This is a genomic window from Paracoccus alcaliphilus, assembly GCF_028553725.1.
Classification (GTDB): domain Bacteria; phylum Pseudomonadota; class Alphaproteobacteria; order Rhodobacterales; family Rhodobacteraceae; genus Paracoccus; species Paracoccus alcaliphilus.
On sequence record NZ_CP067124.1, the window covers coordinates 83266 to 107065 of the forward strand.

General features: G+C 66.7%; 27 protein-coding genes. 15 read left to right on the top strand and 12 right to left on the bottom strand.

From position 1 onward, the window contains the following. The first annotated feature begins 155 nt into the window (after positions 1-155). Entirely contained in the window at positions 156-1133 is a 978-nt protein-coding gene (locus JHW40_RS00430; RefSeq protein WP_090612369.1) for a 5-bromo-4-chloroindolyl phosphate hydrolysis family protein, read from the top strand. A 3-nt stretch (positions 1134-1136) separates the two neighbouring features. Continuing rightward, the gene (truA, locus tag JHW40_RS00435) at positions 1137-1952 is read left to right on the top strand and encodes a tRNA pseudouridine(38-40) synthase TruA (RefSeq protein WP_090612370.1); all 816 of its coding nucleotides are present in this window, start codon (positions 1137-1139) and stop codon (positions 1950-1952) included. On the opposite strand, the gene JHW40_RS00440 is transcribed toward truA, so the two are convergent. After that, on the bottom strand, positions 1906-2547 hold the full coding sequence (locus tag JHW40_RS00440; RefSeq protein ID WP_090612521.1) for a sugar transferase: 642 nt from the start codon (positions 2545-2547) through the stop codon (positions 1906-1908). The genes truA and JHW40_RS00440 overlap by 47 nt on opposite strands. A 264-nt stretch (positions 2548-2811) precedes the next feature. Here JHW40_RS00440 and JHW40_RS00445 point away from each other — a divergent pair, with 264 nt between their 5' ends. From JHW40_RS00445 to JHW40_RS00485, 9 genes are all read left to right on the top strand, one after another. Next, positions 2812-3267 (top strand): universal stress protein, encoded by a 456-nt coding sequence (locus JHW40_RS00445; protein WP_090612523.1) that lies wholly within the window; start codon positions 2812-2814, stop codon positions 3265-3267. 63 nt (positions 3268-3330) lie between these two features. Then, a complete protein-coding gene (locus JHW40_RS00450) occupies positions 3331-3891 on the top strand; it encodes a NifU family protein (RefSeq protein WP_090612373.1) in 561 nt (186 codons plus the stop codon). Beyond that, positions 3884-4495, top strand: a complete 612-nt coding sequence (tsaB, locus tag JHW40_RS00455) for a tRNA (adenosine(37)-N6)-threonylcarbamoyltransferase complex dimerization subunit type 1 TsaB (protein WP_090612375.1) — start codon at positions 3884-3886, stop codon at positions 4493-4495. Before JHW40_RS00450 ends, tsaB begins: the two co-directional genes overlap by 8 nt. Continuing rightward, positions 4492-4938 carry a GNAT family N-acetyltransferase gene (locus tag JHW40_RS00460; protein ID WP_090612378.1) on the top strand — a complete coding sequence of 149 codons (447 nt, stop codon included), beginning with the start codon at positions 4492-4494 and terminating at the stop codon, positions 4936-4938. Before tsaB ends, JHW40_RS00460 begins: the two co-directional genes overlap by 4 nt. Positions 4939-5017: 79 nt before the next feature. Then, positions 5018-6007, top strand: a complete 990-nt coding sequence (locus tag JHW40_RS00465) for a BMP family lipoprotein (protein ID WP_090612380.1) — start codon at positions 5018-5020, stop codon at positions 6005-6007. Further along, complete coding sequence (locus JHW40_RS00470; protein WP_244519192.1) at positions 6008-7660, top strand: ABC transporter ATP-binding protein; 1653 nt, start codon at positions 6008-6010, stop codon at positions 7658-7660. It abuts the gene before it with no gap. After that, positions 7660-8754 carry an ABC transporter permease gene (locus JHW40_RS00475; RefSeq protein ID WP_090612382.1) on the top strand — a complete coding sequence of 365 codons (1095 nt, stop codon included), beginning with the start codon at positions 7660-7662 and terminating at the stop codon, positions 8752-8754. Before JHW40_RS00470 ends, JHW40_RS00475 begins: the two co-directional genes overlap by 1 nt. Next, entirely contained in the window at positions 8754-9719 is a 966-nt protein-coding gene (locus JHW40_RS00480; protein ID WP_090612384.1) for an ABC transporter permease, read from the top strand. Before JHW40_RS00475 ends, JHW40_RS00480 begins: the two co-directional genes overlap by 1 nt. Continuing rightward, positions 9703-10509, top strand: a complete 807-nt coding sequence (locus tag JHW40_RS00485) for a purine-nucleoside phosphorylase (protein ID WP_090612386.1) — start codon at positions 9703-9705, stop codon at positions 10507-10509. The genes JHW40_RS00480 and JHW40_RS00485 overlap by 17 nt, the downstream gene beginning before the upstream one ends. A 74-nt stretch (positions 10510-10583) precedes the next feature. Here JHW40_RS00485 and mnmH read toward each other — a convergent pair whose 3' ends face one another. Further along, positions 10584-11678: a tRNA 2-selenouridine(34) synthase MnmH gene (gene mnmH / locus JHW40_RS00490; RefSeq protein ID WP_090612389.1), complete on the bottom strand. Its 1095-nt coding sequence runs from the start codon at positions 11676-11678 to the stop codon at positions 10584-10586. Continuing rightward, the gene (locus JHW40_RS00495; RefSeq protein ID WP_090612391.1) at positions 11638-12192 is read right to left on the bottom strand and encodes a L,D-transpeptidase; all 555 of its coding nucleotides are present in this window, start codon (positions 12190-12192) and stop codon (positions 11638-11640) included. The genes mnmH and JHW40_RS00495 overlap by 41 nt, the downstream gene beginning before the upstream one ends. Positions 12193-12328: 136 nt before the next feature. On the opposite strand from JHW40_RS00495, the gene JHW40_RS00500 reads away from it, so the two are divergent. After that, positions 12329-13003: a GDSL-type esterase/lipase family protein gene (locus JHW40_RS00500; protein ID WP_090612528.1), complete on the top strand. Its 675-nt coding sequence runs from the start codon at positions 12329-12331 to the stop codon at positions 13001-13003. A 6-nt stretch (positions 13004-13009) separates the two neighbouring features. On the opposite strand, the gene JHW40_RS00505 is transcribed toward JHW40_RS00500, so the two are convergent. The 5 genes from JHW40_RS00505 to meaB form a co-directional block, all read right to left on the bottom strand. Beyond that, entirely contained in the window at positions 13010-13450 is a 441-nt protein-coding gene (locus JHW40_RS00505; RefSeq protein ID WP_090612393.1) for a copper chaperone PCu(A)C, read from the bottom strand. Positions 13451-13579: 129 nt separating this feature from the next. Next, entirely contained in the window at positions 13580-13966 is a 387-nt protein-coding gene (locus JHW40_RS00510) for a hypothetical protein (protein WP_090612395.1), read from the bottom strand. Between the two features lie 146 nt (positions 13967-14112). Further along, complete coding sequence (gene rpmB / locus JHW40_RS00515) at positions 14113-14409, bottom strand: 50S ribosomal protein L28 (RefSeq protein WP_090612397.1); 297 nt, start codon at positions 14407-14409, stop codon at positions 14113-14115. A gap of 106 nt (positions 14410-14515) precedes the next feature. Then, the gene (locus tag JHW40_RS00520) at positions 14516-15631 is read right to left on the bottom strand and encodes a bifunctional transcriptional activator/DNA repair enzyme AdaA (RefSeq protein ID WP_211657297.1); all 1116 of its coding nucleotides are present in this window, start codon (positions 15629-15631) and stop codon (positions 14516-14518) included. 51 nt (positions 15632-15682) lie between these two features. Continuing rightward, positions 15683-16663: a methylmalonyl Co-A mutase-associated GTPase MeaB gene (gene meaB, locus JHW40_RS00525; RefSeq protein ID WP_090612399.1), complete on the bottom strand. Its 981-nt coding sequence runs from the start codon at positions 16661-16663 to the stop codon at positions 15683-15685. Positions 16664-16794: 131 nt separating this feature from the next. On the opposite strand from meaB, the gene JHW40_RS00530 reads away from it, so the two are divergent. From JHW40_RS00530 to JHW40_RS00540, 3 genes are all read left to right on the top strand, one after another. Then, complete coding sequence (locus JHW40_RS00530) at positions 16795-17199, top strand: thioredoxin domain-containing protein (protein WP_090612401.1); 405 nt, start codon at positions 16795-16797, stop codon at positions 17197-17199. A 125-nt stretch (positions 17200-17324) separates the two neighbouring features. After that, on the top strand, positions 17325-18617 hold the full coding sequence (gene serS / locus JHW40_RS00535; RefSeq protein ID WP_090612404.1) for a serine--tRNA ligase: 1293 nt from the start codon (positions 17325-17327) through the stop codon (positions 18615-18617). An 87-nt stretch (positions 18618-18704) separates the two neighbouring features. Beyond that, entirely contained in the window at positions 18705-19448 is a 744-nt protein-coding gene (locus JHW40_RS00540) for a hypothetical protein (protein ID WP_090612407.1), read from the top strand. Here the strand turns inward: JHW40_RS00540 and der are convergent, their stop codons facing one another. The 4 genes from der to JHW40_RS00560 form a co-directional block, all read right to left on the bottom strand. Next, positions 19449-20933: a ribosome biogenesis GTPase Der gene (der, locus tag JHW40_RS00545; RefSeq protein WP_090612409.1), complete on the bottom strand. Its 1485-nt coding sequence runs from the start codon at positions 20931-20933 to the stop codon at positions 19449-19451. Then, positions 20930-22255: an outer membrane protein assembly factor BamB family protein gene (locus JHW40_RS00550; protein WP_090612412.1), complete on the bottom strand. Its 1326-nt coding sequence runs from the start codon at positions 22253-22255 to the stop codon at positions 20930-20932. The genes der and JHW40_RS00550 overlap by 4 nt, the downstream gene beginning before the upstream one ends. Positions 22256-22291: 36 nt before the next feature. Then, on the bottom strand, positions 22292-22975 hold the full coding sequence (locus JHW40_RS00555; RefSeq protein ID WP_090612413.1) for a tetratricopeptide repeat protein: 684 nt from the start codon (positions 22973-22975) through the stop codon (positions 22292-22294). Positions 22976-23137: 162 nt separating this feature from the next. Further along, positions 23138-23737: a superoxide dismutase gene (locus tag JHW40_RS00560; RefSeq protein ID WP_090612417.1), complete on the bottom strand. Its 600-nt coding sequence runs from the start codon at positions 23735-23737 to the stop codon at positions 23138-23140. Positions 23738-23800: the final 63 nt, after the last annotated feature.

Below are 23800 nucleotides of genomic sequence, written 5' to 3' on the forward strand. Positions count from 1 at the left end.
CTCTTTGCAATCCGCCGCGGGATACCGATATAAGCAGCGGCGCATCCCGAAACCCGGCCAGACAAGAGGAAAACCATGTCCCGCAACGCGATGCAAAGGCTGAGCTTCTATCTGCTGATCCTGCTGACGCTCTATGCCTGGGCGGGCGCGGCCTGATGGCGCAGCGTTACAGCGGCAAATATTCGCCCTCCGGTGCCGCCCCCCCCAGCATGCTGCCCGAACCCCGCCACCCGATGCAGGCGCGGCCGAAATGGATCACCATCGCCGCCATTCCGCTGCTGATCGCAGCCTTCTGGCAGTCGCCCGAGGGGATGATCACCAACCTTGCCGGTTTTGCGCTGATCGCGGGCGGGATGCGGCTGACCCATGACGGGCTGCGGGCGCAGGCGGCCTATGACGCGCGCCGTGCCGCACGCCGCCCGGCCATTCCGCGCAAGCTGTTCGGCGGGCTGGCGGCCTCGGTCGGGCTGGCGCTTGGCGCATGGGAGCCCGGCGCGGTCATGGGTGCCGGACTGATCGGGCTGACCGGGCTGGCGCTGCACTGGCTTGCCTTCGGCACCGACCCGATGCGCGACAAGGGCATGGACGGGATGGACAGTTTCCAGCAGGAACGCGCCAACCGGATGATCGAGGAAGGGCAGGCCCACTTGACCCAGATGCGCGACGCGATCCGCCGCGCGGGCGACCGGCAACTGGACGACCGGGTGGCGCGCTTCGCCGCGACCGTTCAGGCCCTGTTCGAGAGGGTGCGCAGCGATCCCGGCGATCTGTCCGCCGCCCGGCGCTATATGGGCATCTATCTGATGGGCGCGCGTGACGCGACGGTGAAGTTCGCCGATCTCTATGCCCGCACGCGGGATCAGCGGGCGCGGGCGGCCTATGAGGATTTCCTGAACGATCTGGAAAAAGATTTCATCGCCCGCCGCGATCAGCTTCTGGAAGGCGACCGCAGCGATCTGGACATCGAAATCGCGGTGCTGCGCGACAGGCTGGCCCGCGAGGGCGTCCGCCCGGATACGCCGACCGACCCCGAACGCCCCGCGCTGCAATCCGATCGCGCGCAGAGTTTGGATGATCTGATGGGCGAATTTTCCCCCGACACCGCCGACCCCTCCGGGCGCAAGCGCGACTGATCCATGCCGCGCTTTGCCCTGAAAATCGAATATGATGGCGCGCCTTTCGCAGGCTGGCAGGCGCAGGCCGACCAGCCCTCTGTTCAGGGCGCCATCGAGGCCGCGCTGGCCCGGCTGGACCCCGGTTTCGCCGCCGGTGCCCGCATCGCCGCCGCGGGCCGCACCGATGCGGGCGTGCATGCCACCGGACAGGTCGCCCATGCCGATCTGGCCCGCGACTGGGACCCGTTCCGGCTGGGCGAGGCGCTGAACTGGCACCTGAAACCCGCGCCGGTGGCGATATTGGCGGTGGCGCGCGTGGATGAGGATTTCCACGCCCGTTTCTCGGCCATCGAGCGGCGCTATCTGTTCCGGCTGCTAGCCCGGCGCGCGCCTGCGACGCATGATCGCGGGCTGGTCTGGCAGGTGCTGAACCCGCTGGACGCCGATGCCATGCGCAAGGCGGCAGCGCATCTGGTCGGGCTGCATGATTTCACGACGTTCCGATCCTCGATCTGTCAGGCGAAAAGCCCGGTCAAGACGCTGGATGAGATCACCATCGAAGAGATCACCCGGCCCGAGGGGCGCGAATACCGCTTTCACCTGCGCGCACGGTCGTTTCTGCACAATCAGGTGCGGTCCATCGTCGGCACGCTGGAAAGGGTCGGCGCGGGGTCGTGGTCACCTGATCGTGTGGCAAAGGCCTTGCAGGCCCGCGACCGCGCCGCCTGCGGCCCGGTCTGTCCGCCGCAGGGGCTGTATCTGACCGGCGCGGGCTATGCGCAGGACCCGTTCAGCCCCGCCCGCGACGGCGGGGACGTTCGTCGCGACGTGAAATGACGATCTTGATCGTGTTCCACAGAATCCACAGATCCATCCCCGTGCTGCGGTGGCGTTGATAGATCAGGTCGATCTTCAGCTTGGCCGGCAAACAGCGGCGGTAATAGGCGGCCTCGGTCGCTTCGGCGCTTTGGCAGCTGGCCAGAATGCGGTCCTCGTGCCGGTGATAGATCAGCGTCGCCAGACCGGTCACGCCGGGACGGCTGTTCAGCACCTGCGAATAGATCGCCGGAAAGCGTTCGACATATTCGCGCAGGGGCGGACGCGGGCCGACAAAGCTCATGTCGCCGCGCAGGATGTTGAACAGCTGCGGCAGTTCATCGATTCGCGAACGGCGCAGGAAGTGGCCGAAGGGCGTGATCCGCCAGTGCTTGTGCGCCCCGGTGGCACCGAAATCGCCATCCTGCCGCAGCATGGTGCGGAATTTCAGCTGGGTGAAGGACCGACCCGGCGCGCGCATCCTTTCGGCGGCATAAAAGATCGGTCGCCCCTGTTTCAGCAGCAGCACCACCGAAACGACCAGCATCACCAGACCCAGCGGAATCAGCAGAAACAGCGCAAAACACAGGTCAAAGACGCGCTTGGACGCTGGCATCGGCTGCAAACGACCGATATGTGAGGGGCCCTGAAACCAGGCCATCCTGGGTGCAACAAGCGGCGTTGCACGGTCGGGGGCGACCCTCTCCAGATCATGGTGAATCGTCACAATCCCATCCAGCTAGTCTTTGCTTGGCTTTTTTCGCGCTAGCATAAAGCATTCCCCATGGAAACCTCGACGGGCCGGATTGGTTCCCGCCCTTGCGTGAACATGGCATATCCGCCACTGTGTCGGCAGGAAATGGCCATGACAGGGGCGCAAATGCGCAAATTCCTCGTTATCCTCGACGACAGTCACGAATGTCTGAACGCGATGCGCTTTGCCGCGATGCGGGCGGCCAACAGCGGCGGCGGCGTCGTGATCCTGTCGGTGATCCCCGCCGAAGAAATCCAGCACGGCTTCGGCGTGGCCGATGTGATGCGGGCCGAGGCCCATGAGCGGATCGAGGCGCATTACGAGGTCTTTGCCAAATGGATGCGGTCGCGGCCCAAGGTCGAGCCGGAACTGATCATCCGCGAGGGCGACCCGGCGGAAGAGCTGATGAAGGTCGTCGCTGAAGACCCGAAGATCGGCATCGTCGTGATCGGCCTGTCCAGCGAGAAATCGGCACAGAACCCGCTGTTGACGCGGCTTTTGCGCGATGTGACGGCGCTGAGCTGTCCGATCACGCTGGTTCCGGGCGATATGTCCAAGGAAAGGCTGGAAGCGATCACCTGAGGGGGGCCTGCGGCTTGACCCGACCGCCCCCCATAGCCATATCTGCGTCAAAGGAGCGCCCCCATGTTCATCCAGACCGAAACCACACCGAACCCCGCGACGCTGAAATTCCTGCCCGGCGAATCCGTGCTGGGCGATGGCACGGCGGATTTTCCGACAGTTGACAGCGCCACGACCTCGCCATTGGCGACCCGTATCTTTGCGGTCGAGGGCGTGACCGGCGTCTTTCTGGGCCGCGATTTCGTGACCGTGACCAAGGCCGATCAGGTCCCGTGGGATCATCTGAAACCCTCGGTTCTGGGCGCGATCATGGAGCATTTCCAGTCCGGCGCCCCGGCGGTCGAAGGCGGCAGCGCGGATACGAGCGGCCATGCCAGCCATGACGGGCCGGATGCCGAGATCGTCGGCCAGATCAAGGAACTGCTGGACACCCGCGTCCGACCCGCGGTGGCGCAGGATGGCGGCGACATCACCTTCCACGGCTTCGACCGCGGCATCGTCTATCTGCATATGCAGGGGGCCTGCGCGGGCTGCCCGTCCTCGACCCTGACGCTGAAAATGGGGATCGAGAACCTGCTGCGCCATTACATCCCCGAGGTGATCGAGGTCCGGCCCGTTGCCTGATCCGGTCTCGCTTGGCTTTGACTCATCGGCCGCGCATTGCGCGGCCGCTTTGCTGAGCGGCGGCAGGGTTCTGGCGCTGCGCCACGAGGAAATGGCCAAGGGACAGGCCGAACGGCTGTTTCCGATCCTGGAAGAGGTTCTGTCCGAGGCCGGGCTGGGCTGGTCCGACCTGGACGTGATCGGCGTCGGCACCGGGCCGGGCAATTTCACCGGCATCCGCGTGGCGGTGGCGGCCGCGCGCGGGCTGGCGCTGTCGCTTGGCATCCCGGCAGTGGGGGTCAGCGTGACCGAAGCGACAGCTTACGACCTGCCCCGCCCCTGTCGGGTGGTGATCCCCTCGCGTCGCGATCAGGTGATCTGGCAGGATTTCGGCACCGATCCCGCCGGGGGTTCGCCAGACAGCGGGGGCCGCCCGCAGCAAGCTGCGGGCGGAACGCTGCCGCCCGGCCCCGCGCCGGCTGCGCCGGCGGTCCCGCTGGCCGTCGCCATCGCACATCTGGCACGGCAGCGCCGCGACGATCCCGGCCCCCGGCCCGCGCCGATCTATCTGCGGCCCGCCGATGCCGCCCCGCCGCGCGACCCCGCCCCCACCATCCTGCCATGACTGCCCCATTGGCCACGCCCGAGGCGCTGGCGGCGCTGCATCGGCGCTGCTTCACCACGCCGCGCCCCTGGTCGGCGGATGAGTTCGCCAGCCTGATCGCCTCATCGGGGGTGTTTCTGCTGACCCGACCGCAGGGCGGGCTGCAGGGCTTTCTGCTGGGTCGGGTCGTCGCCGATGAGGCCGAGTTGCTGACGCTGGCCACCGCGCCCGAGGCCCGGCGTCAGGGGCTGGGGCGCGATCTGACCCGCGCATTCGCCGCAACGTCACAGGCCGCCGGTGCGCGGACGGGATTTCTGGAGGTCGCGGCGGACAATCTGGCGGCGCAGGCGCTTTATGCCGGGCTGGGCTGGTGCGAGGCGGGTCGCCGGCGGCGCTATTACGGGCCGGATCTGGATGCGGTGGTGATGCGGCTGGACCTGCCGGACCCTGAACAAGGCAGTTGACCCGTCACAAGCGATGCGCCCTAATCGACCCATAGAAGGGCGTCTGAATCGTCCGCATCACACAGGATGGGGTATCGCAATGAGTTTCACCAAATCGCTTCTGACGGGCACGGCCCTGCTGGCCCTGACGGCGGGGGCGTCGCTGGCCGAACCAGCGCTGATCTTCGACCTTGGCGGCAAGTTCGACAAATCCTTCAACGAGGCGGCGCATATGGGCGGGCAGCGCTGGTCCGAGGAAACCGGCGGCACCTACAAGGAACTGGAGATGCAGTCCGAGGCGCAACGCGAACAGGCCCTGCGCCGTCTGGCCGAAACCGGCGCCAATCCCATCGTGATGACCGGCTTTGCCTTTGGCGAGGTGCTGAACAAGATCGCCCCCGACTATCCCGACACGAAATTCTCGATCATCGACACCATCGTCGATCAGCCCAATGTGCAATCGGTGGTCTTTACCGAAGAGCAGGGCAGCTATCTGGCCGGGGTCATGGCGGCCATGGCCAGCGAGACCGGCACGGTGGGCTTTATCGGTGGCATGGACATTCCGCTGATCCACAAGTTCGAATGCGGCTTTGCGCAGGGCTTCAAGGCGACCAACCCGGAAGGGCGGGTGCTGATCAACTATACCGGCACGACGCCCGCAGCATGGAACGACCCGGTGAAGGGCGGCGAACTGACCCGCGCGCAGAAATCGCAAGGCGCCGACGTGATCTATGCGGCGGCGGGCGGCACCGGCATCGGCGTGCTGCAAACCGCCGCCGACGAGGGCATCCTGTCGATCGGCGTGGACAGCAACCAGAACCACCTGCATCCGGGGCAGGTGCTGACCTCGATGGTCAAGCGGGTGGACAATGCGGTCTTTGACGCATTCACGGCGGGCGAGGATCTGGCGCCGGGCGTGACGGTGATGGATCTGGCCGCCGACGGCGTGGTCGTGGCGATCGACGAGAACAATCAGGAGCTTGTCACCGACGAGATGCAGGCGGCCATCGACACCGCGACCGAGGCGATCACCTCGGGGCAGATCGCCGTGCATGACTATATGACCGACAATACCTGCCCGGTTCAGTAAATGACCCATGCGGGCGACATGCCGGGGGGGCGGCCGGACGAAGCCGCCCCCGCAGCGATCGAGTTGCGCGGCATCTCGAAGGCCTTTGGGCCGGTGCAGGCCAACAAGGATATCAGCCTGCGGGTGCCCAAGGGCACGATCCACGGCATCATCGGCGAAAACGGCGCGGGAAAATCGACGCTGATGTCGATCCTTTACGGCTTCTACAAACCCGATGCGGGTGAAATTCTGGTGAATGGCACATCGCTGACCGTTACCGACAGCCAGACTGCCATCCGCGCCGGCATCGGCATGGTGTTCCAGCATTTCAAGCTGGTGCAGAATTTCACCGTTCTGGAAAACGTCATTCTGGGGGCCGAGGACGGGCCACTTCTGCGCCCGTCGCTGGCCCGTGCGCGGGGGGTGCTGAAGCAGCTGGCCGCCGAGTATGAGCTGAACGTCGATCCCGACGAGGTGATCGAGGAACTGTCGGTCGGCCACCAGCAGCGGGTGGAAATCCTCAAGGCGCTGTATCGGCAGGCCGATATCCTGATCCTTGACGAGCCCACCGGCGTGCTGACCCCGGCCGAGGCCGACCATCTGTTCCGCATCCTGCGCGGGCTGAAGGACGAGGGCAAGACGATCATCCTGATCACCCACAAGCTGCGCGAGATCATGGCGATCACCGACAATGTCAGCGTCATGCGCCGGGGCGAGATGGTCGGCAGCGTCCAGACCGCGCAGACCAGCCCCGAAGAACTGGCCGAGCTGATGGTGGGCCGCAAGGTGCTGCTGAACGTGGGCAAAACCCCGGCCCGGCCCGGCGCGCCGGTGCTGGAGATCCGCGACCTGACACTGGTCGATGAGGACGGGGTGGAACGGCTGCGCGGCATTGATCTGGACATCCGCGCGGGCGAAATTCTGGGCATCGCGGGCGTTTCCGGCAACGGACAGACACAATTGCTGGAGATCCTCGGCGGCTATCCCGAAAAGGGCAGCACGGTGTCGGGCAGATTGAGCCTGAACGGCCGCGAACTGCCGCTTGGCGGGCGCGGCTGCGACGGGGCCGAACGGCGGCGGCAGGGCATCGGCCATATCCCCGAGGACCGGCAGTCCGAAGGGCTTATCATGGATTTCACCGCCTGGGAAAACACCGCCTTCGGCTATCACCACGCGCCGGAATGCAATCGCGGCCCGCTGATGGACAATGCCGCCATCCTTGCCGATGCCGAGGCCAAGATGGAACGGTTCGACATCCGCCCCCGCAACGCCCATCTGGCGGCGCGGAACTTTTCGGGTGGGAACCAGCAGAAGATCGTCGTGGCGCGCGAAATCGAGCGGAACCCCGACCTTCTGCTGATCGGCCAGCCGACGCGCGGCGTCGATATCGGCGCGATCGAATTCATCCACCGCCGCATCGTCGAACTGCGCGACGCGGGAAAGGCGGTCCTGCTGGTCTCGGTCGAACTGGACGAAATCCTGTCGCTGTCGGACCGTATCGCGGTGATGTTCGACGGTCGCATCATGGGCGAACGCCTGCCCGGCCAGACCACCACGGGCGAGTTGGGCCTGCTGATGGCGGGCATCTCTGACACCGAAAACACCCCCGACAGCGCCGGCATCCCGCCCGAGACAAAGCATGTCGAGGACCTGTCACCACAAGGACCCGCCTGATGGACAGGATGCCGAAATGGGCCGATGTGATCCTGACGCCGCTGATCTCTCTGCTGCTGGCGATGGCGATCTCGGCGCTGGTGATCCTTGCCATCGGGGAAAGCCCGCGAGAGGCGCTGGCCGTCATGGTCGAGGGCGCGCTGGGGTCCAGCTATGGCTGGGGTTTCACGCTGTATTACACGACGAATTTCATCTTTACCGGACTGGCAGTGATGGTCGCCTATCACGCCAGCCTGTTCAATATCGGCGGCGAAGGGCAGGCCGCAATGGGCGGGCTGGGCGTGGCGCTGGTGCTGCTGCACCTGCCCTTGCCGCATTGGTCGCTGGCGCTGCCCGCCGCGATGCTGGGCGCGGCGCTGTTCGGCGCGGCATGGGCGTTGATCCCGGCGGTTCTTCAGGCCCGGCGCGGCAGCCATATCGTCATCACCACGATCATGTTCAACTTCATCGCCGCCGCGGCGCTGAACTATGTGCTGGTCAACATGCTGCGCCCGGTGGGCAGCATGGACCCGGCCTCGGCCCGCTTTCCCGCATCCGCGCAACTGCCGAAACTGTCGGACATGGCGCTGGGACTGGGCTTTGAATGGGGCCGGAACACCCCGGTCAATATCAGCCTGTTCGTGGCCATCGCGGCCTGCGTGCTGGTCTGGCTGCTGATCTGGCGCACACGTCTGGGATACGAGATCCGCGCCCTCGGCCGCTCTGAGCCCGGCGCGCTTTATGCCGGCATCAGCCCGGTGCGGATCGTGGTGATCACCATGCTGATCTCGGGCGGTCTGGCCGGGCTGATGGCGATCAACAACGTGATGGGAGAGGCCGAGCGGCTGGTCCTGAACGCGGTCGAGGGCGCGGGCTTCATCGGGATCGCCGTGGCGCTGATGGGCCGCAATCACCCGCTCGGGGTCTTTCTGGCGGCGCTGCTGTTCGGGTTTCTCTATCAGGGCGGAGGCGAGCTGGCGCTCTGGACCTCGATCCCGCGCGAATTGATCGTGGTCATTCAGGCGCTGGTGATCCTGTTCACCGGGGCGCTGGACAATATGGTGCGCATGCCGCTGGAGCGGATCTTCATGGCGATACGGCAAAGGCGGGCATGATGGATTTCGCCACGATCATCCAGATCCTCGACAGCGCGGTGCGGCTGATGACGCCCCTGCTGCTGGCCTGCCTTGCCGGGCTTTATTCCGAACGCGCCGGGGTCTTTGATATCGGACTGGAAGGCAAGATGCTGATGGCCGCCTTCACCGCCGCCTCGGTCGCCTATGCCACCGGCAGCGCGTGGCTGGGCCTGTGCGCGGGCGTCGCCGGATCGCTGGCCCTGTCGCTGATCCACGGGCTGGCCTCGGTCACCTTCCGGGGCAACCAGCTGATCTCCGGCGTGGCGATCAACTTCCTCGCCTCGGGGCTGACGGTGCTGCTGGGCCAGAAGATCTTCGGCCTTGGCGGGCGCACGCCCTCACTGACCGGACAGGGCCGGTTCGGCGAGATCACCCTGCCCTTCGCCAACGCCCTGCGCGATGTCCCGTTCATCGGCCCGATCTATGCCGATCTGATCTCGGGGCACTCCATCCTCGTCTATGTCGCCTTCCTGATGGTGCCGCTGACGTGGTGGGTGCTGTTTCGAACCCGCTTCGGGCTGCGGCTGCGGGCGGTGGGCGAAAATCCGGCCTCGGTCGATACGGCGGGCGTGTCGGTCACCCGGCTGCGCTTCGCCGCCATCGCCATCTGCGGGATCCTGTGCGGCATGGCGGGCGCCTATCTGGCCACCGGGCTGTCGGCCGGCTTTGTCAAGGAAATGACCGCCGGTCGCGGCTTCATCGCACTGGCCGCGCTGATCTTCGCCAAATGGCGCCCGGTCAGCGCCTTGTTCGCCACCTTCCTCTTCGGCCTGCTCGAAGCCATCGCCAACCGCTATCCCAATCTCGACCTCGGCGTGATCACCATTCCGTCGATGTTTATGAACGCGCTACCCTATATCCTGACGGTGATCATCCTTGCCGGTTTCGTCGGCCGCGCCATCCCGCCACGCGCGGGCGGAGAACCCTATGTCAAAGAGCGCTGACCTCGCCGCCCTGATCCGCGCCCGCGCGGGCGACCAGCCCCCCGAATACGGCCTGATCCTCGGCTCGGGCCTCGGCCATCTGACCGGACTGGTCCAGGGCACCGCCATCCCCTATTCCGACCTGCCGGGTTTTCCCCATGCGGGCGTGTCGGGCCATGTCCCGCAACTGGTGATCGGAACCCTCGAATCCCGCCGCGTCGCGCTGTTCGGGGGCCGCTCGCATTACTACGAATCGGGCCGCGCCGACGCGATGCGCCCGGCCCTGGAAACGCTGGCCGCACTGGGCTGCCGAAAGCTGATCCTGACCAATGCGGCGGGCTCGCTGCGCCCCGACATTCCGCCCGGCGACATCATGCTGCTGAACGACCACATCGCCTTCGCCGGCACCAACCCGCTGATCGGAGAACCCACCGACGCCCGTTTCGTCCCGATGACCGAGGCGCATGACCCGCAACTGCGCGCCGCCATCATCGCCGCCGGTCAGGCCGAAGGCATCGACCTTCCCGAAGGCGTCTATTGCTGGTTTTCCGGCCCCAGTTTTGAAACCCCGGCCGAAATCCGCGCTGCCCGCATCCTCGGCGCCGATGCCGTCGGCATGTCCACCGTGCCGGAAATCATCCTCGCCCGCTTCCTCGGCCTGCGCTGCGCCGCCATCTCGGTCATCACCAATATGGGCGCGGGGATGAGCGATGAATCGATCAGCCACGACCACACCAAGGCCATGGCCCCCATCGGCGCGGCGAAATTGGAACGCATCCTGCGCCGCTTCCTGCGCGACGACCCCACCTAGACCCGGCAGCCGCCCCATCTTTGGTGCTCAAATATCCCCGCCGGAGGCACGCCCTCGCGCCGCCCGAAACACCCTCAGCCGCCCAGACGCATCATCGCCGCCTCGACCTTCGCCGCCGCCGCATCCAGATCCCGCAGATCCTCCAGCGCAACCACCGCCCGCTCGCGCAGGACATAGCGATCCCGATGCTTGCGATAGCGCGGGTCATAGTGGTCGCGCATCAGCCCCGCCGCCAGCCCGATCCAATCGCCCGACTGCGCCTGCGCCCGCCATTGCTCGATCCGCCCGGCCGGATGCAGCGGCGACAGGGCCTCGATGCTGGCCGCCAGTCGGTCAGGATCGGCCACGACATCGGCGTAATCGCGCACCGAATAGGCCGCCCGTGCCGCCAGCGGCACCTCCAGCCGGATGCGAGGGGCGGCGCAGATCGCCTGCCACACCGATTTCGGCAAATTCAACGCCCCGATGCGGCTGCTTTCGGCCTCGACCAGAACCGGACGCGCCGGGTCCAGACCTTCCAGCGCCAGCGCAAGGCGGCTTTCAAACCATTTCTGCGATGGCTGTCCCTGGGCCACGGCGCCGAACAGGCTGCCGCGATGCCGGGCCAGAGCCTCAAGGTCGATCACCTGCACGCCACGCGCCGCCAGCCGAGACAGGATCGCGGTCTTGGCGCTGCCGGTATTGCCGTCCAGCACCACCACCCGCGCCCTGACCGGCTGGTTCTGCACCCGGTCCACCACCAGTCCGCGCCATGATTTATAGCCCCCCTCGATCCGCTGAATCCGCCAGCCGATCTGGCTCAGGATCGTGGCAAAGCCGCCCGAACGCTGCCCGCCCCGCCAGCAATAGATCAGCCCTTTCCAGCCGCCATCGCGATCCGCCAGAGGCCCGGCGATATGGCGCGCGGCATTCGCCGCCACCAGCGCAGCCCCCAGCTTGCGCGCATCAAAGGGCGAAACCTGCTTATAGACCGTGCCCACCCGCGCCCGTTCCGCATCATCCAGAACCGGCAGGTTGATCGCGCCCGGCAGGTGATCCTCGGCATATTCGGACGGGGAACGGACATCTATAATGTCGTCGAACCCCGCAAAAGCGGGGTCCAGAACGCGCGACAGCTTCAGCGTCACATCAATAGACGTAAACGGGCGTGCCGATCGCCACCTTGTCATACAGCGCCATCACCGCCTCGTTGCGCATGCGGATGCAGCCGTTCGAGACCGCGCGCCCGATCGAGTTCGGCTCGGTCGTGCCGTGGATGCGGATCGCGGTATCCTGCCCGCGATCATTATACAGATACAGCGCCCGCGCGCCCAACGGGTTCTGCGGCCCGCCCGGCATGCCGTCGGCCCATTTCGCATATTGCCCCGGATTGCGCTTGATCATGTCCTGCGTGGGGGTCCAGCTGGGCCATTCGACCTTGCGCCCGACCGTCGCCCGGCCCTTCCAGACCAGCTCCGCCGTGCCGACCGCGACGCCGTAACGGATCGCCCGGCCCGGCGCGGTGACGTGATAAAGAAAGAAGTCATTGCTGACCACGACGATGCTGCCGACCTCGAAATCGTTGCGGATCGAGACCTCGGTCGGCATATAGGGGTCGCGCGGCGCGGCAGCGGCCTGTGCCCGCACCAGCGACGGCAGGGCGACCAGCGGCAGGGCCATGGACAGGATTTGTCGGCGGTTCATGTCAGGTTGTTCCCGTTCCGGTTCCGAATGTTTTTTCCTAGCTAAGCGAAAACACCACGCCGCCGCAACTCACGACCACGTTGAGCACGCCATTTGCCTTGCATTTGCGGCATCATCGCTACATCTCCGCGGGATGATGCGAAACCGATTTCCGCCTCGACCCGCCATCAGCCGCCGCATTCTGATCGGCACGGCGCTGGCCACGCTGCTGCCCGGCGCCGCTTCGGTGGCCAAGGCGCCCCTGCCCCGCCTGCTGGTCTTTGGCGACAGCCTGACCGCCGGTTTCGGCCTGCCCGAATCCGAGGGGCTGGTGCCGGTCCTGTCGCATTGGCTGGCCCGTCACGACCGGCCCGCGACCCTGCTGAATGCGGGTCTGTCGGGCGATACCACCTATGGCGGGCGGGTCCGCATCGGCTGGGCGCTGCGACAGGGCGCCGATGCCGTCATCGTGCAACTGGGCGGCAATGACATCTTCAGCCGCATCCCCGTTCCGCGGGCCGAGGCCAATCTGGATGCGATCCTGTCGCGTGCGGGCCGGAACGGCAGGCCGGTGCTGCTGGTGGGCATCCGGACGCCCCCTGACCATCCCGCCCGCGCCGAATGGGCCGCGCTGTGGCCGCGACTGGCGCAAAGGCATGACTGCCTGCTGATGGCCGATCTTTACGGCTCTTTCGGCGCTGCCAACGCCCGCAACCGGGCGCGTTTCCTGCAACCGGACGGCGCCCACCCTTCACCCGAGGGCGTGCGCCGCTTTACCGAGGATCTGGGCCCAAGGGTGGTTCAGCTGCTGGATATGCTGCGGCCGGGCTGAAGCGTCTCAGTGCCCATGCCCCGCATCATTCCGGTTCTGGACCGGAAGCTCTGCCTCGACCATGCCGCAATCGCCGAAATCCAGCGACAGGGGCACCGTTTGCCCCTCGGCCAGCGGCTGATGCAGGCCCAGCAGCATCACATGATCGCCGCCGCGCTCCAGCCGGTGGGTCTGACCGGCGGGGATGGCGATGCCGCCGTCGATACCGACCATCTTCATCACCCCGTCTTCCTCCAGATGGGTGTGCAACTCGGCCCGTTCGGCGGCCTCGGACAGGACCGCTGTCAGGCGACATTCCGAATCGCCCTCATTGCCGATCACCATGAAGGCCGCGCCGGATTTCGGGTTGCTGCTGCGGACAAAGCCGTCGGTCAGCGTCAGCGATGCCTCGGCATGGGCGGCAACGGGCAGCAGAAGGGCAAGGGCGGCGCAGGCGGCAAGTCTCATGGTATCCCCGTCAAGGCTGGCGCCGGATCGGGCCTCGCCGATGCCGGTGCATGAAAGAAGCGGGGTCAGCCTAGACCATCGGCCAGCGGATGACAGCGGGACGCTTCGTCGCAATCGCGTGAGCCCGTTTCAGTCCCTGAAATAAGGGATATCCACACGGCAGAAGCTCGTCACCGCCATGCCGACCGACAAAGAGCCGTCCCGCTGCCCGGAACCGAAATGCGACAGGCCCGCGCCCTCTGCCTGCTGTGCGGGGTCCAGCGTAAAGACGATCCCCCGCCCGGCCTCGCGCGGTTTGGGCGTGGCCCGCCAGATCCGGGTGTTGCCGGGCTGCCCAAGAACGCGGCGCACGAAATCGCCAGCGGCGCACCAGTAATCGGTATCGTCACGGCGCACATCATGGGCCACCGCGATCTCGGTCGGGCTGATCTGCGTCGCCGTCATGCCGTTCTGTGCCGTAAAGGCGGCCGCCGGCATCGGCAGCAACAGCAGCGGGGCAAGGACCATCAGTCGCATCAACGGGGCTTTCTCGGGGTGTCTGGATCGCGTTAAGTGACTTGCAGAATGCCCCACGGGGATTTCCGCCGCAATCCTGCCACCCGCAAAAATGCGAAAACCCCGCCGGAACCGGCGGGGACACGCAGCGATGACGGGCGATGGCCTCAGGCCGAAGCGGCGTCGGCGCTTTTCTTGGCGATCTCGCGCTTGATCTTCAGCGCACGGTCGGACAGTTCAACATCCTTGGCTTTTGCAAGGAAGGCATCCAGACCGCCACGGTGATCGACCGAGCGCAGCGCCGCAGCCGAGATCCGCAGCGAATAGCCACGGCCCAGGGTTTCCGACAGCAGCGTGACCTCGTTCAGGTTCGGCAGGAACCGGCGACGGGACTTGTTGTTGGCGTGGCTGACATTGTTCCCGGTCATCGGGCCTTTGCCGGTCAGTTCGCAGACGCGCGACATGGTGATTATCCTTCGTCTCAGCTTTGACGGGCCTTCCCGGCGGAAGGGTCCGGCCCAATTGACAAGGGCGCCGCGAGGCAGCGCCCGGAATTCCGTTCGCGGGTGGTTACAGTGAAGCCCGCCCCCCGTCAACCCCCGACAGGTCCAGATGCCCGGTATCGGACCCGCCATAGGCCTGCTCGGCCGCGATCAACCGCTCTTTGCGCCACAGCCCCCCAGCATAGCCGGTCAGCGTGCCATCCGCCCCGATGACGCGGTGGCAGGGCACCACCAGCGCAAGGCGGTTGGTCGCATTGGCCCGCGCCACCGCCCGGATCGCGGTGGGCTTACCGATCGCCGTGGCAAGCTGGGCATAGCTGCGCGTCTCGCCCGCCGGGATCTGCTGCAAGGCCCGCCAGACAAGGTTCTGGAACTCGGTCCCATGCAGGCGGACGGGCAGGGAAAACAACTGATTGCGACCGGCGAAATAGTCGCGCAGCTCGGCCTCGGTCCGGTCATGCAGGCCGGTGCGGCCCAGACCGATTCGCCCGCCGACCAGCACCGACAGCTTGCGCAGCCCCTGCGGCAATGCCTTGCGGTCGATGAATTCCAGCAGATGCAGCGCCTCATCGTCGGCGATGGCGATCATGCCGCCAAGGGGCGTGTCGATCCAGTCGGCGCGCAGATCGGCAGGTCCGCGCCATTCATGCGGCGGATGGCCGAACAGCCGCTGGAAGGCCGCCCGGAACCCCGAGGCCGAATCGAATCCGGCATCCAGTTGCGCCTCGATCATCGGTGATCCTTTCGTCATCGTCTTCAGCCCGCTGCGCAGCCGGGCCGCGCGGGACATTTGCAGAAAGCTTTGCCCGAAATGGCGCCGGAAGGCGCGGCGCACGGTCGAGGGATCATATCCCAGCGCCGCCAGATCGGCCTCGGTCCAGTTGCGTTCGGGCTGTGCCTGAAGGCGGGGCGCCAGATCGGCAATGATCCGGTCGGCCTCCGAACCCGTCGGATGACAACGCATGCAGGGCCGAAAGCCCTGCGCCAGCGCATCGGCGGGGCTGGCGAACCAGCGGCAGTTTTCGGGGCGCGGTTTGCGGGCGGGACAGGTCAGGCGGCAGAAGATGCCGGTCGTGATGACGCCGACGAAGGCGCGCCCCTCGAATCGCGCATCGCGGGCGGTCAGGGCAGCATAGAGCGTTTCGTGGTCGGGCAGATCCAGCATGGCGGCACCTTTGGTCATGGCCCTTATCTTAACCCGATTCGCATCGCTGCGGGGCGTCGAAACGGGCGTTTATTCCGCCAATGCGCTGGTCCGACCCAGACGGTCCAGCATCTGCGAGGCCGCGCCCCCGGGCGTCATCTGCCCCGCCGCCACGGCATCGCCCAGCCGCGCCATCTCGGCCCGGACATGGGGCTGGTCCAGCTGCGCCAGCAGCCCCGCGCGCAATTCGGCATGGAACCAGTGCCGGGCCTGCGCCGCGCGGGTCGAGTCGAAATGGCCCGAGTCGCGCCGCCACGCGATCAGCGCCTGCATCTCGGCCCATGCCTTGTCCAGCCCGTCCCCGGTGACGGCCGAGACGGGCAGCGCCTTGGGGAAATCGCCGGGATCCTGCGGGCGTTTGCGCAGCAGGCGCAGGGCGCCGGCGTAATCGGCCACGGTGCGGCGCGCTGTGGCCAGCAGGTCGCCATCGGCCTTGTTCACAAGGATCAGGTCGGCCATTTCCATGATGCCGCGCTTGACGCCCTGCAATTCGTCGCCCCCCGCCGGGGCCAGCAACAGGGTGAACAGATCGCACATCTCGGCCACCAGCGTCTCGGACTGGCCGACGCCCACGGTCTCGATCAGCACCACGTCATAGCCTGCGGCCTCGCACAGCCGGATCGTTTCGCGCGTGCGGCGGGCGACGCCGCCCAGTTGCGCGCTGGAAGGCGTGGGGCGGATGAAGGCCATCGGGTTGCGCGACAGCATCTCCATCCGGGTCTTGTCGCCAAGGATCGAGCCGCCCGAGCGCGCCGAAGAAGGATCGACCGCCAGCACCGCCACCCGCAGCCCCTGTTCGGTAAGCATGGTGCCGAACGCCTCGATGAAGGTGGATTTGCCAACGCCGGGCGTGCCCGACAGCCCGATCCGCAGCGCCTGACGGTCGGGCAGTGCGGCGATCAGGGCGGTGGCGCGGATGCGATGATCGGGGCGGGTGGATTCGACCAGCGTGATGGCGCGCGAAAGGGCGCGGCGCTGCCCGTCGATCAGCGGCTGAAGCAAGTCGTCCATCGGGCCTCCTTGTGCGCGGTGGTGATCTGGATAGGACGCCCGGCGCGCAAAGCCAAGCATCGCGGCGCGGCTTGCCGCCGATTGCGCCCCGCCCTAGGTTGCGATGAGAGACCGGACGAGGGTGGATCAGGATGTCATTGCCATTGCCGCGCGCGCCATTGCTGCACCGGCGGGTGATGCTGGCGCTGCCTTTGGCGCTGGCCGGGGCGGCGTTGCCCGCATATGCGGATGTGGTGGATTGGGGCAGGACACCATTGCGGCTGCTGATGGTGGACAAGCCGGGCTGCGTCTATTGTGCGGCATGGGACCGGCAGATCGCACCGGGTTATGCCGCGTCACCCGAGGGGCGGCAGGCGCCCTTGCTGCGGGTGGATATGGGCGGGCCCTGGCCGGATGGGCTGGCGCTGGCCTCGCATCCTTTCGTGACGCCGACATTCATTCTGTTGCGCGAGGGGATGGAGGTGGGGCGGATCGAGGGCTATCCGGGGGCGGATGGGTTCTATCCGCGGCTGGCGGCGTTGCTGGCGGCGGTCTGAGGGGCTCTGCCCCGCCGCGCTGCGCGCGACTCCCCGGGATATTTACGCACCAAAGATGGGCGGGCTTTTTTCCGGCGGCGTCTTGGGCTAGGCAGGCGCGAGCATTTTCAGTGACGGTGACAGCCATGCATGACATTCGAGCCATTCGCGACAATCCCGAAGGTTTCGACGCCGCGCTTTCGCGGCGGGGGATCGCGCCGCTGTCTTCGGAACTGCTGGCGCTGGATGCGGCGCGGCGGGCGCGGATTGCCGAGGCCGAGACCGCGCAGGCCGAGCAGAACCGGGCCAGCAAGGAGGTCGGCGCGGCCAAGGCCCGGGGCGACGATGCCGAATTCGAGCGGTTGCGGGCGCTGGTGGCCGAGAAGAAGGCCGATGTGGCGCGGATGCAGACCGAGGCCGGCGATCTGGACCGGCAGTTGCGCGACCGGCTGATGGAGATCCCGAACGCGCCTCTGGACCATGTGCCGGATGGTGCGGATGAGGCCGACAATGTCGAGATCCGCCGCTGGGGCACGCCGCGCGTCTTCGATTTCCAGCCGGTCGAGCATTTCGAAATCGGCGGCGTCCGGCCCGGCATGGATTTCGCCACCGCCGCCAAGCTGTCGGGCAGCCGTTTCGTCATGTTGCAGGGCGGGGTTGCGCGGATTCACCGGGGGCTGGCGCAGTTCATGCTGGATCTGCATATCGGCAGCCACGGCCTGACCGAGACATGGGCGCCGGTGCTGGTTCTGCCCGAGATGATGTATGGCACCGGGCAATTGCCGAAATTCGGCGAGGACAGCTATGAGACCCGCGACGGCTATTGGCTGATCCCGACATCCGAGGTGACGCTGACCAATACCGTTCATGGCGAGTTGGTCGAGCAGGCCAGCCTGCCGCGTCGTCTGGTGGCCCACAGCCAGTGCTTCCGCTCCGAAGCGGGCAGCGCCGGTCGCGATACCGCCGGGATGCTGCGTCAGCACCAGTTCGAGAAGGTCGAGATGGTCTCTATCACCGATGCGGCCAGCGGCGAGGCCGAACATGCCCGCATGACCCGCTGCGCCGAGGCCGTGCTGGAGGCGCTGGAGCTGCCCTATCGCACCATCGTGTTGTGCACCGGCGATATGGGGTTCGGCGCCCGCATCACCCATGATCTGGAGGTCTGGCTGCCCGGTCAGAACTGCTATCGCGAGATTTCCAGCGTCAGCTATTGCGGCGATTTTCAGGCGCGGCGGATGAATGCGCGCTATCGCCCCGAAACTGGCGGTCGGCCGGAATTCGTCCATACGCTGAACGGGTCGGGTCTGGCTGTGGGCCGCGCGCTGATCGCGGTTCTGGAGAATGGCCAGCAGGCGGATGGGTCGGTGCTGCTGCCATCGGCGCTGCGGCCCTATCTGGGCGGCGCCGGGCGGCTGACGGCAGAGGGCGTGCTGGCCTGATCCCCGACCGGGACGGCAGCAGCAAACATTCTTGCGATCCGGCGGACCGGAGCGAAACCTGCGCGCATCGCGTCGCGTTTTGCCCCTATGACACGGGCAGAGAACATCGCGCAGGTTCTGGCAGCCACTGGCTTCGTCACCAGCAGCCTGACCTATGCGCTGTTCGCGGGCCCGGCCCCGTCCGAGGGGATGGGGGCGCCCGCGCCCGTCATGCGCCCGGGCTTTCCGGCCGAGCCGGTGGCGGGCGGTCCCTTCAATCTGGCGCGGCTGTATCTGCAACCCGACAATGTGGTGATGTTCCTGCTGCTGCTGAGCCTGTGGCTGATGCTGGTGCTGGATGCGATCGGCAACACGGTAGAGCCCTATCGCGGGCATGGGCGGGTCACGCCCGCGCTGGTCATTGCACTGCTGAGCGGTGCGGCCTGGCCCTGGGTGATGGACCTGTTCCGGGTGCTGGGGGCGGGGCTGGCGGTGACGATGATGATCGCGGCGCTGCTGGCAGCGCGGCGGATGGCCGGGGTAAACCGGCCCGCGATCGGGTTTCTGGCGGGCTGGTCCACCGGCATCGCCGTCGCCGTGGTGGCCGGGATGATCGCGGCGCTGTTCGGTCTGCGGCTGTCGGACACGGCGGCGCTGGCCATCCTGCCAAGCGCGCTGATCGCCATTCTGCTGCAGGGCCGGATCGGCAGCGCCGTCAGCTATACCGTGGCGCTGATCTGGGCCTTTTGCGGGGTGGCGGCCACGACCATGGGCAGCAATCCGATGGTCGCGCTGGCCGCCATTCTGGGCATCGCGGCGCTGTCCACGGTGCTGGTCCGCGCCGCCAGCTGATCAGCTGCCCTTGGGTTTCTGCCGGTTCTTGTGCTTGGACAGTGCGCCGGACTGGTTGATCTTCTTTGCCTTCTCTCGATAGGGATTGTCGGTCCCCTGATCGCGGAAGAACAGCCGGATCGGCGTACCGGGCATGTCAAAATCCACCCTGAGCCCGTTGACCAGATACCGCTGATAGCTGTCGGGCAGCTTGTCGGTATGGGTGGCCTTGACGATGAAGGCGGGGGGACGGGTCTTGACCTGCGTCATATAGCGCAGCCGGATCCGCCGTCCGCCCGGTGCCGGGGGCGGGTGGCTTTCTGTCATCGCCTCCAGCCAGCGGTTCAGCTTGGCTGTCGCGACGCGGCGGTTCCAGACCTCATGCGCCTTCAGCACCGCGGCATGCAGACGGTCCAGCCCCTTGCCGGTGCGCGCCGAGACGGTGACCAGCGGCGCGCCCTTCAGCTGCGGCAGCAGGCGCTCGAAATTCTGGCGCAGCTCGTTCAGCTTCTGGGGCTTGTCCTCTTCCAGATCCCATTTGTTGGCGGCGACAACGACGGCACGGCCTTCGGTCTCGGCATAGTCGGCGATGCGCAGGTCCTGCTGCTCGAACGGGATTTCGACATCCAGAAGCACCACGACCACCTCGGCAAAGCGAACGGCGCGCAGCCCGTCGGCGACGGAAAGTTTTTCCACCTTGTCCACGACCTTGGCGCGCTTGCGCATCCCCGCCGTGTCGAAAATCCGCATCGGCGTGCCCATGAAGTCGGTGGTCACGCTGATCGAATCGCGGGTGATCCCGGCCTCGGGGCCGGTCAGCAGGCGATCCTGACCGATGATCTTGTTGATCAGGGTGGATTTGCCCGCATTGGGTCGCCCGATCACCGCCAGTTGCAGCGGCCGCGCAGCCGAGGGGCGCCAGTCCTCCTCGCCCTCGCCGGATTCGGCGTCGGCTTCGGACAGGTCGATATCGGTCTCGGCGGCGATGGGTTCGGGACGCGCGGCCTCTATCTGATCGGCCAGAGGCATCAGCACGGCGTAGAGATCGTCCATCCCCTCGCCATGTTCCGCCGAAATGCGCAGGGGTTCGCCCAGTCCCAGCGCCCATGCCTCCATCGCGCCCGCCTCTCCGGCGCGACCTTCGGCCTTGTTGGCGGCGACGATGACATGTCGCGCGCGCTTGCGCAGGATATCGGCGAAATATTCGTCCGCCGCCGTCACGCCGATGCGGGCGTCGATCACGAACAGGCAGATATCGGCCTCATCGACCGCGCGTTCGGTCAGGCGGCGCATCCGGCCCTGAAGGCTGTCGTCATCGGCCATTTCCAGACCGGCGCTGTCGATGACGATGAAACGCAGATCGCCCAGACGGCCCGCGCCTTCGCGCAGGTCGCGGGTGACGCCGGGCTGGTCATCGACCAGCGCCAGCTTCTTGCCCACCAGACGGTTGAACAGGGTCGATTTACCGACATTCGGGCGGCCAACGATGGCGAGGGTAAAGCTCATCTGAAGGCGTGCAGCTGGCCGTCGCGACCGACGACATAGAGGGTCTGGCCCGCCACCACAGGCGCGGTCGCCGCGCCGCCGGGGATCTGGCCCTGACCGACCAGCGTGCCAGACGCCGGATCGAAGACCCGCAACAGCCCGTCGCTGGACGCGACGAACAGCCGCCCGCCCGCCAGCACAGGGCCATAATGGACATGGACCTGATCCTGCTTGCGCGGGCGCTGATCGGTGAAATAGGGCATCGGCACGCGCCAGATCACCCCCCCGGTCGCGGCATCCAGCCGGATCAGTTCCGCCTGATCGTTGACGGCAAAGACCGATCCGCCCGCCGCCACGACAGGACTGCCGGCGCCTTCACGCGCCGACCAGTTCTGCATCCCGCTGGTCATGTCGAAGGACCCGATCCGGCCCGACGAGGTGCCGCCATACAGCGTGTTGCCCGAGATCACCGGATCGCCGGTCATGTCGCGGATCACGGCGATGGCGCGTCCGGTGCGGTTGCCCGCCACCTGCGAGGTGAAATTCGTAGTGCCGGTCTGGGTATCCGCCGCCAGCAACTGGCCCGAGGCGAAGGGCAGCACGACCGTATCGCCCGCCACGGCAGGGGCTGCTGCGCCCATCACGCCCGCAGGTGCGGGATTGCCCGCGACCTGCCACAGCACCCGTCCGTCCGAGGCGCGAATCGCCCAGCCGACATTGTTGCGCGCGACGACATAGACGGTGCCGTTCTGCACCGCAGGCGCGCCGGTGATCGCGGCATCGACGCGCTGGCGCCACAACACCCCGCCCGAGGTGGCATCCAGCGCCACCAGTTCTCCGAAGCCGGTGGTGACGTAAAGCCTGCCGCCCTCATAGGCCAGACCGCCGCCCGAGGCGCTGTCGCGCGGCTCTCCTGCGGGGGTCAGGTCGGTGGCCCATGCGGTACCACCCGACAGGGCCGTTGCCGTCACCCGCGCGCGGCTGTCCATGGCGAAGACACGCCCGGCCGCCACCACCGGATCGGCGGTGATGCGGTGACGCCGCCCGTCGGGCTGGCCGATGGGACTGGACCAGATGCGGGACGTCCCCGCCCCCAGCGCCACATGGCCAAGCGCATGTGCCGCATTGCCGCCGGGCTGGGTCCATTCGCCATTCACGCGCGGCGCGGCCAGCGACAGCGCGGTGGAACTGACCCCCGGCGCGCCCTCGACCGCCGGACCATCGGGCGAGGTGACCGCCAGCGGGTCCAGCCGTTCCCCCGGCAATGGGACATCACGGTTGCCACAGGCCGATACGGCAAGCCCTGTCGCAAGGGCCAATGTCAGTCGCAGCGTGGCATCCATCCTCGCCTCTCCCTCGTCGTTATCCTGTCCTGCGCGTCAACCGGCAGGCGCGGCCTCGGTGGCAGCCGTATCTTCCGGCTCGGGTTCGGCACCCAGCGTGATCATCATCTCGGACAGGCGGCGGCGCAAGGTTTCGCTCAGCCCGTCCTTCTTCTGGATCTGGCGGATCAGCGTGATGGCGTCATCATCGCGTCCGGCCTCGATCAGGGCAACGGCCTTCTGTTCCAGTGCCAGCAGTTCGAACGGGGCGCCGGTGCGCGACAATTCGCCCAGCACCGCGTCGCGTTCCGACGGGTTCATCTGCGGGCCCGCCACCATCACCAGTTTCAGCCGCGCCAGATCGGTCAGCACCGGATCATCGCCGCCCTGCGCGATCACGCCGCGCAGAACCTCGGCCGCGGCAGCGGGATCGTCGTTTTCGCCGAACTGTCCGGCAGCCAGCAAGGCCGCGACAACCGCCCGCCCGGCCGAGCCCTGCGCATCGACGGCGACAATCGCGGCGGGATCGCCGCTGTCCTCGGCCGCCAGAATGGCGTCGCCCCAGGCACGTGCGGCCAGGTTGCGCTGATGCGCCGAATACTCGACCCAGATGGTACCGGCAACGATCCCCAGTATCACGACCAGCGCAATCCAGCCATAGCGGCGAAACAGGCCGAACAGCCTTTCACGCCGCAACTCGTCGGTCACCTCGTCGATGAAGCCGTAATTGGGATCCGACATTGCCGCCTTCCGCTCGTTGTCCTTCGGGGTTGTTTATACTGGGAAGAGGGGGATTGCCAATGCCAAGCGCCCGCCCCGCAACGATGTGAAGGATCACCCCCGCCGGCAATGGAAAAGGGCCCGGCGACAGGCCGGGCCCTTCACGTCAGGGGTCGCCCGCGGTCAGAGACGCGCGGCGACGGCTTCCCAGTTCACCAGCTTGTTCAGGAAGTTGTCCAGATAGGCCGGACGCTTGTTGCGGAAGTCGATGTAATAGGAATGTTCCCACACGTCGCAGCCCAGCAGCGCGGTCTGGCCGAAGCACAGCGGGTTCACGCCGTTCTCGGTCTTGGTGATCTTCAGGCTGCCGTCCTTGTCCTTGACCAGCCATGCCCAGCCCGAGCCGAACTGGCCGGCACCGGCGGCAGCGAAGTCTTCCTTGAACTTGTCAACCGAACCGAAGGCTTCGGTCAGGGCCTTTTCCAGATCACCGGGAATGGATTTTGCGCCCGGACCCATCACTTCCCAGAACAGGTTGTGGTTCCAGTGCTGGCTGGCATTGTTGAAGATGCCGTTCTGCGCCACCGCGCCCGCCTGATAGGTGCCGGTGACGATGTCTTCCAGCGATTTGCCTTCCCACTCGGTCCCGGCGATCAGCTTGTTGCCGTTATCGACATAGGCCTTGTGGTGGATGTCGTGGTGGAATTCCAGCGTCTCTTTCGACATGCCCAGATCCGCAAGCGCGTCATGAGCATAGGGAAGATCGGGAAGCGTGAAAGCCATTTTCCTGTCCTTTCTTGAAGGGGTGAACCTCGCGTCGCGGGCACAGTCCCGCATTCGCGGGCA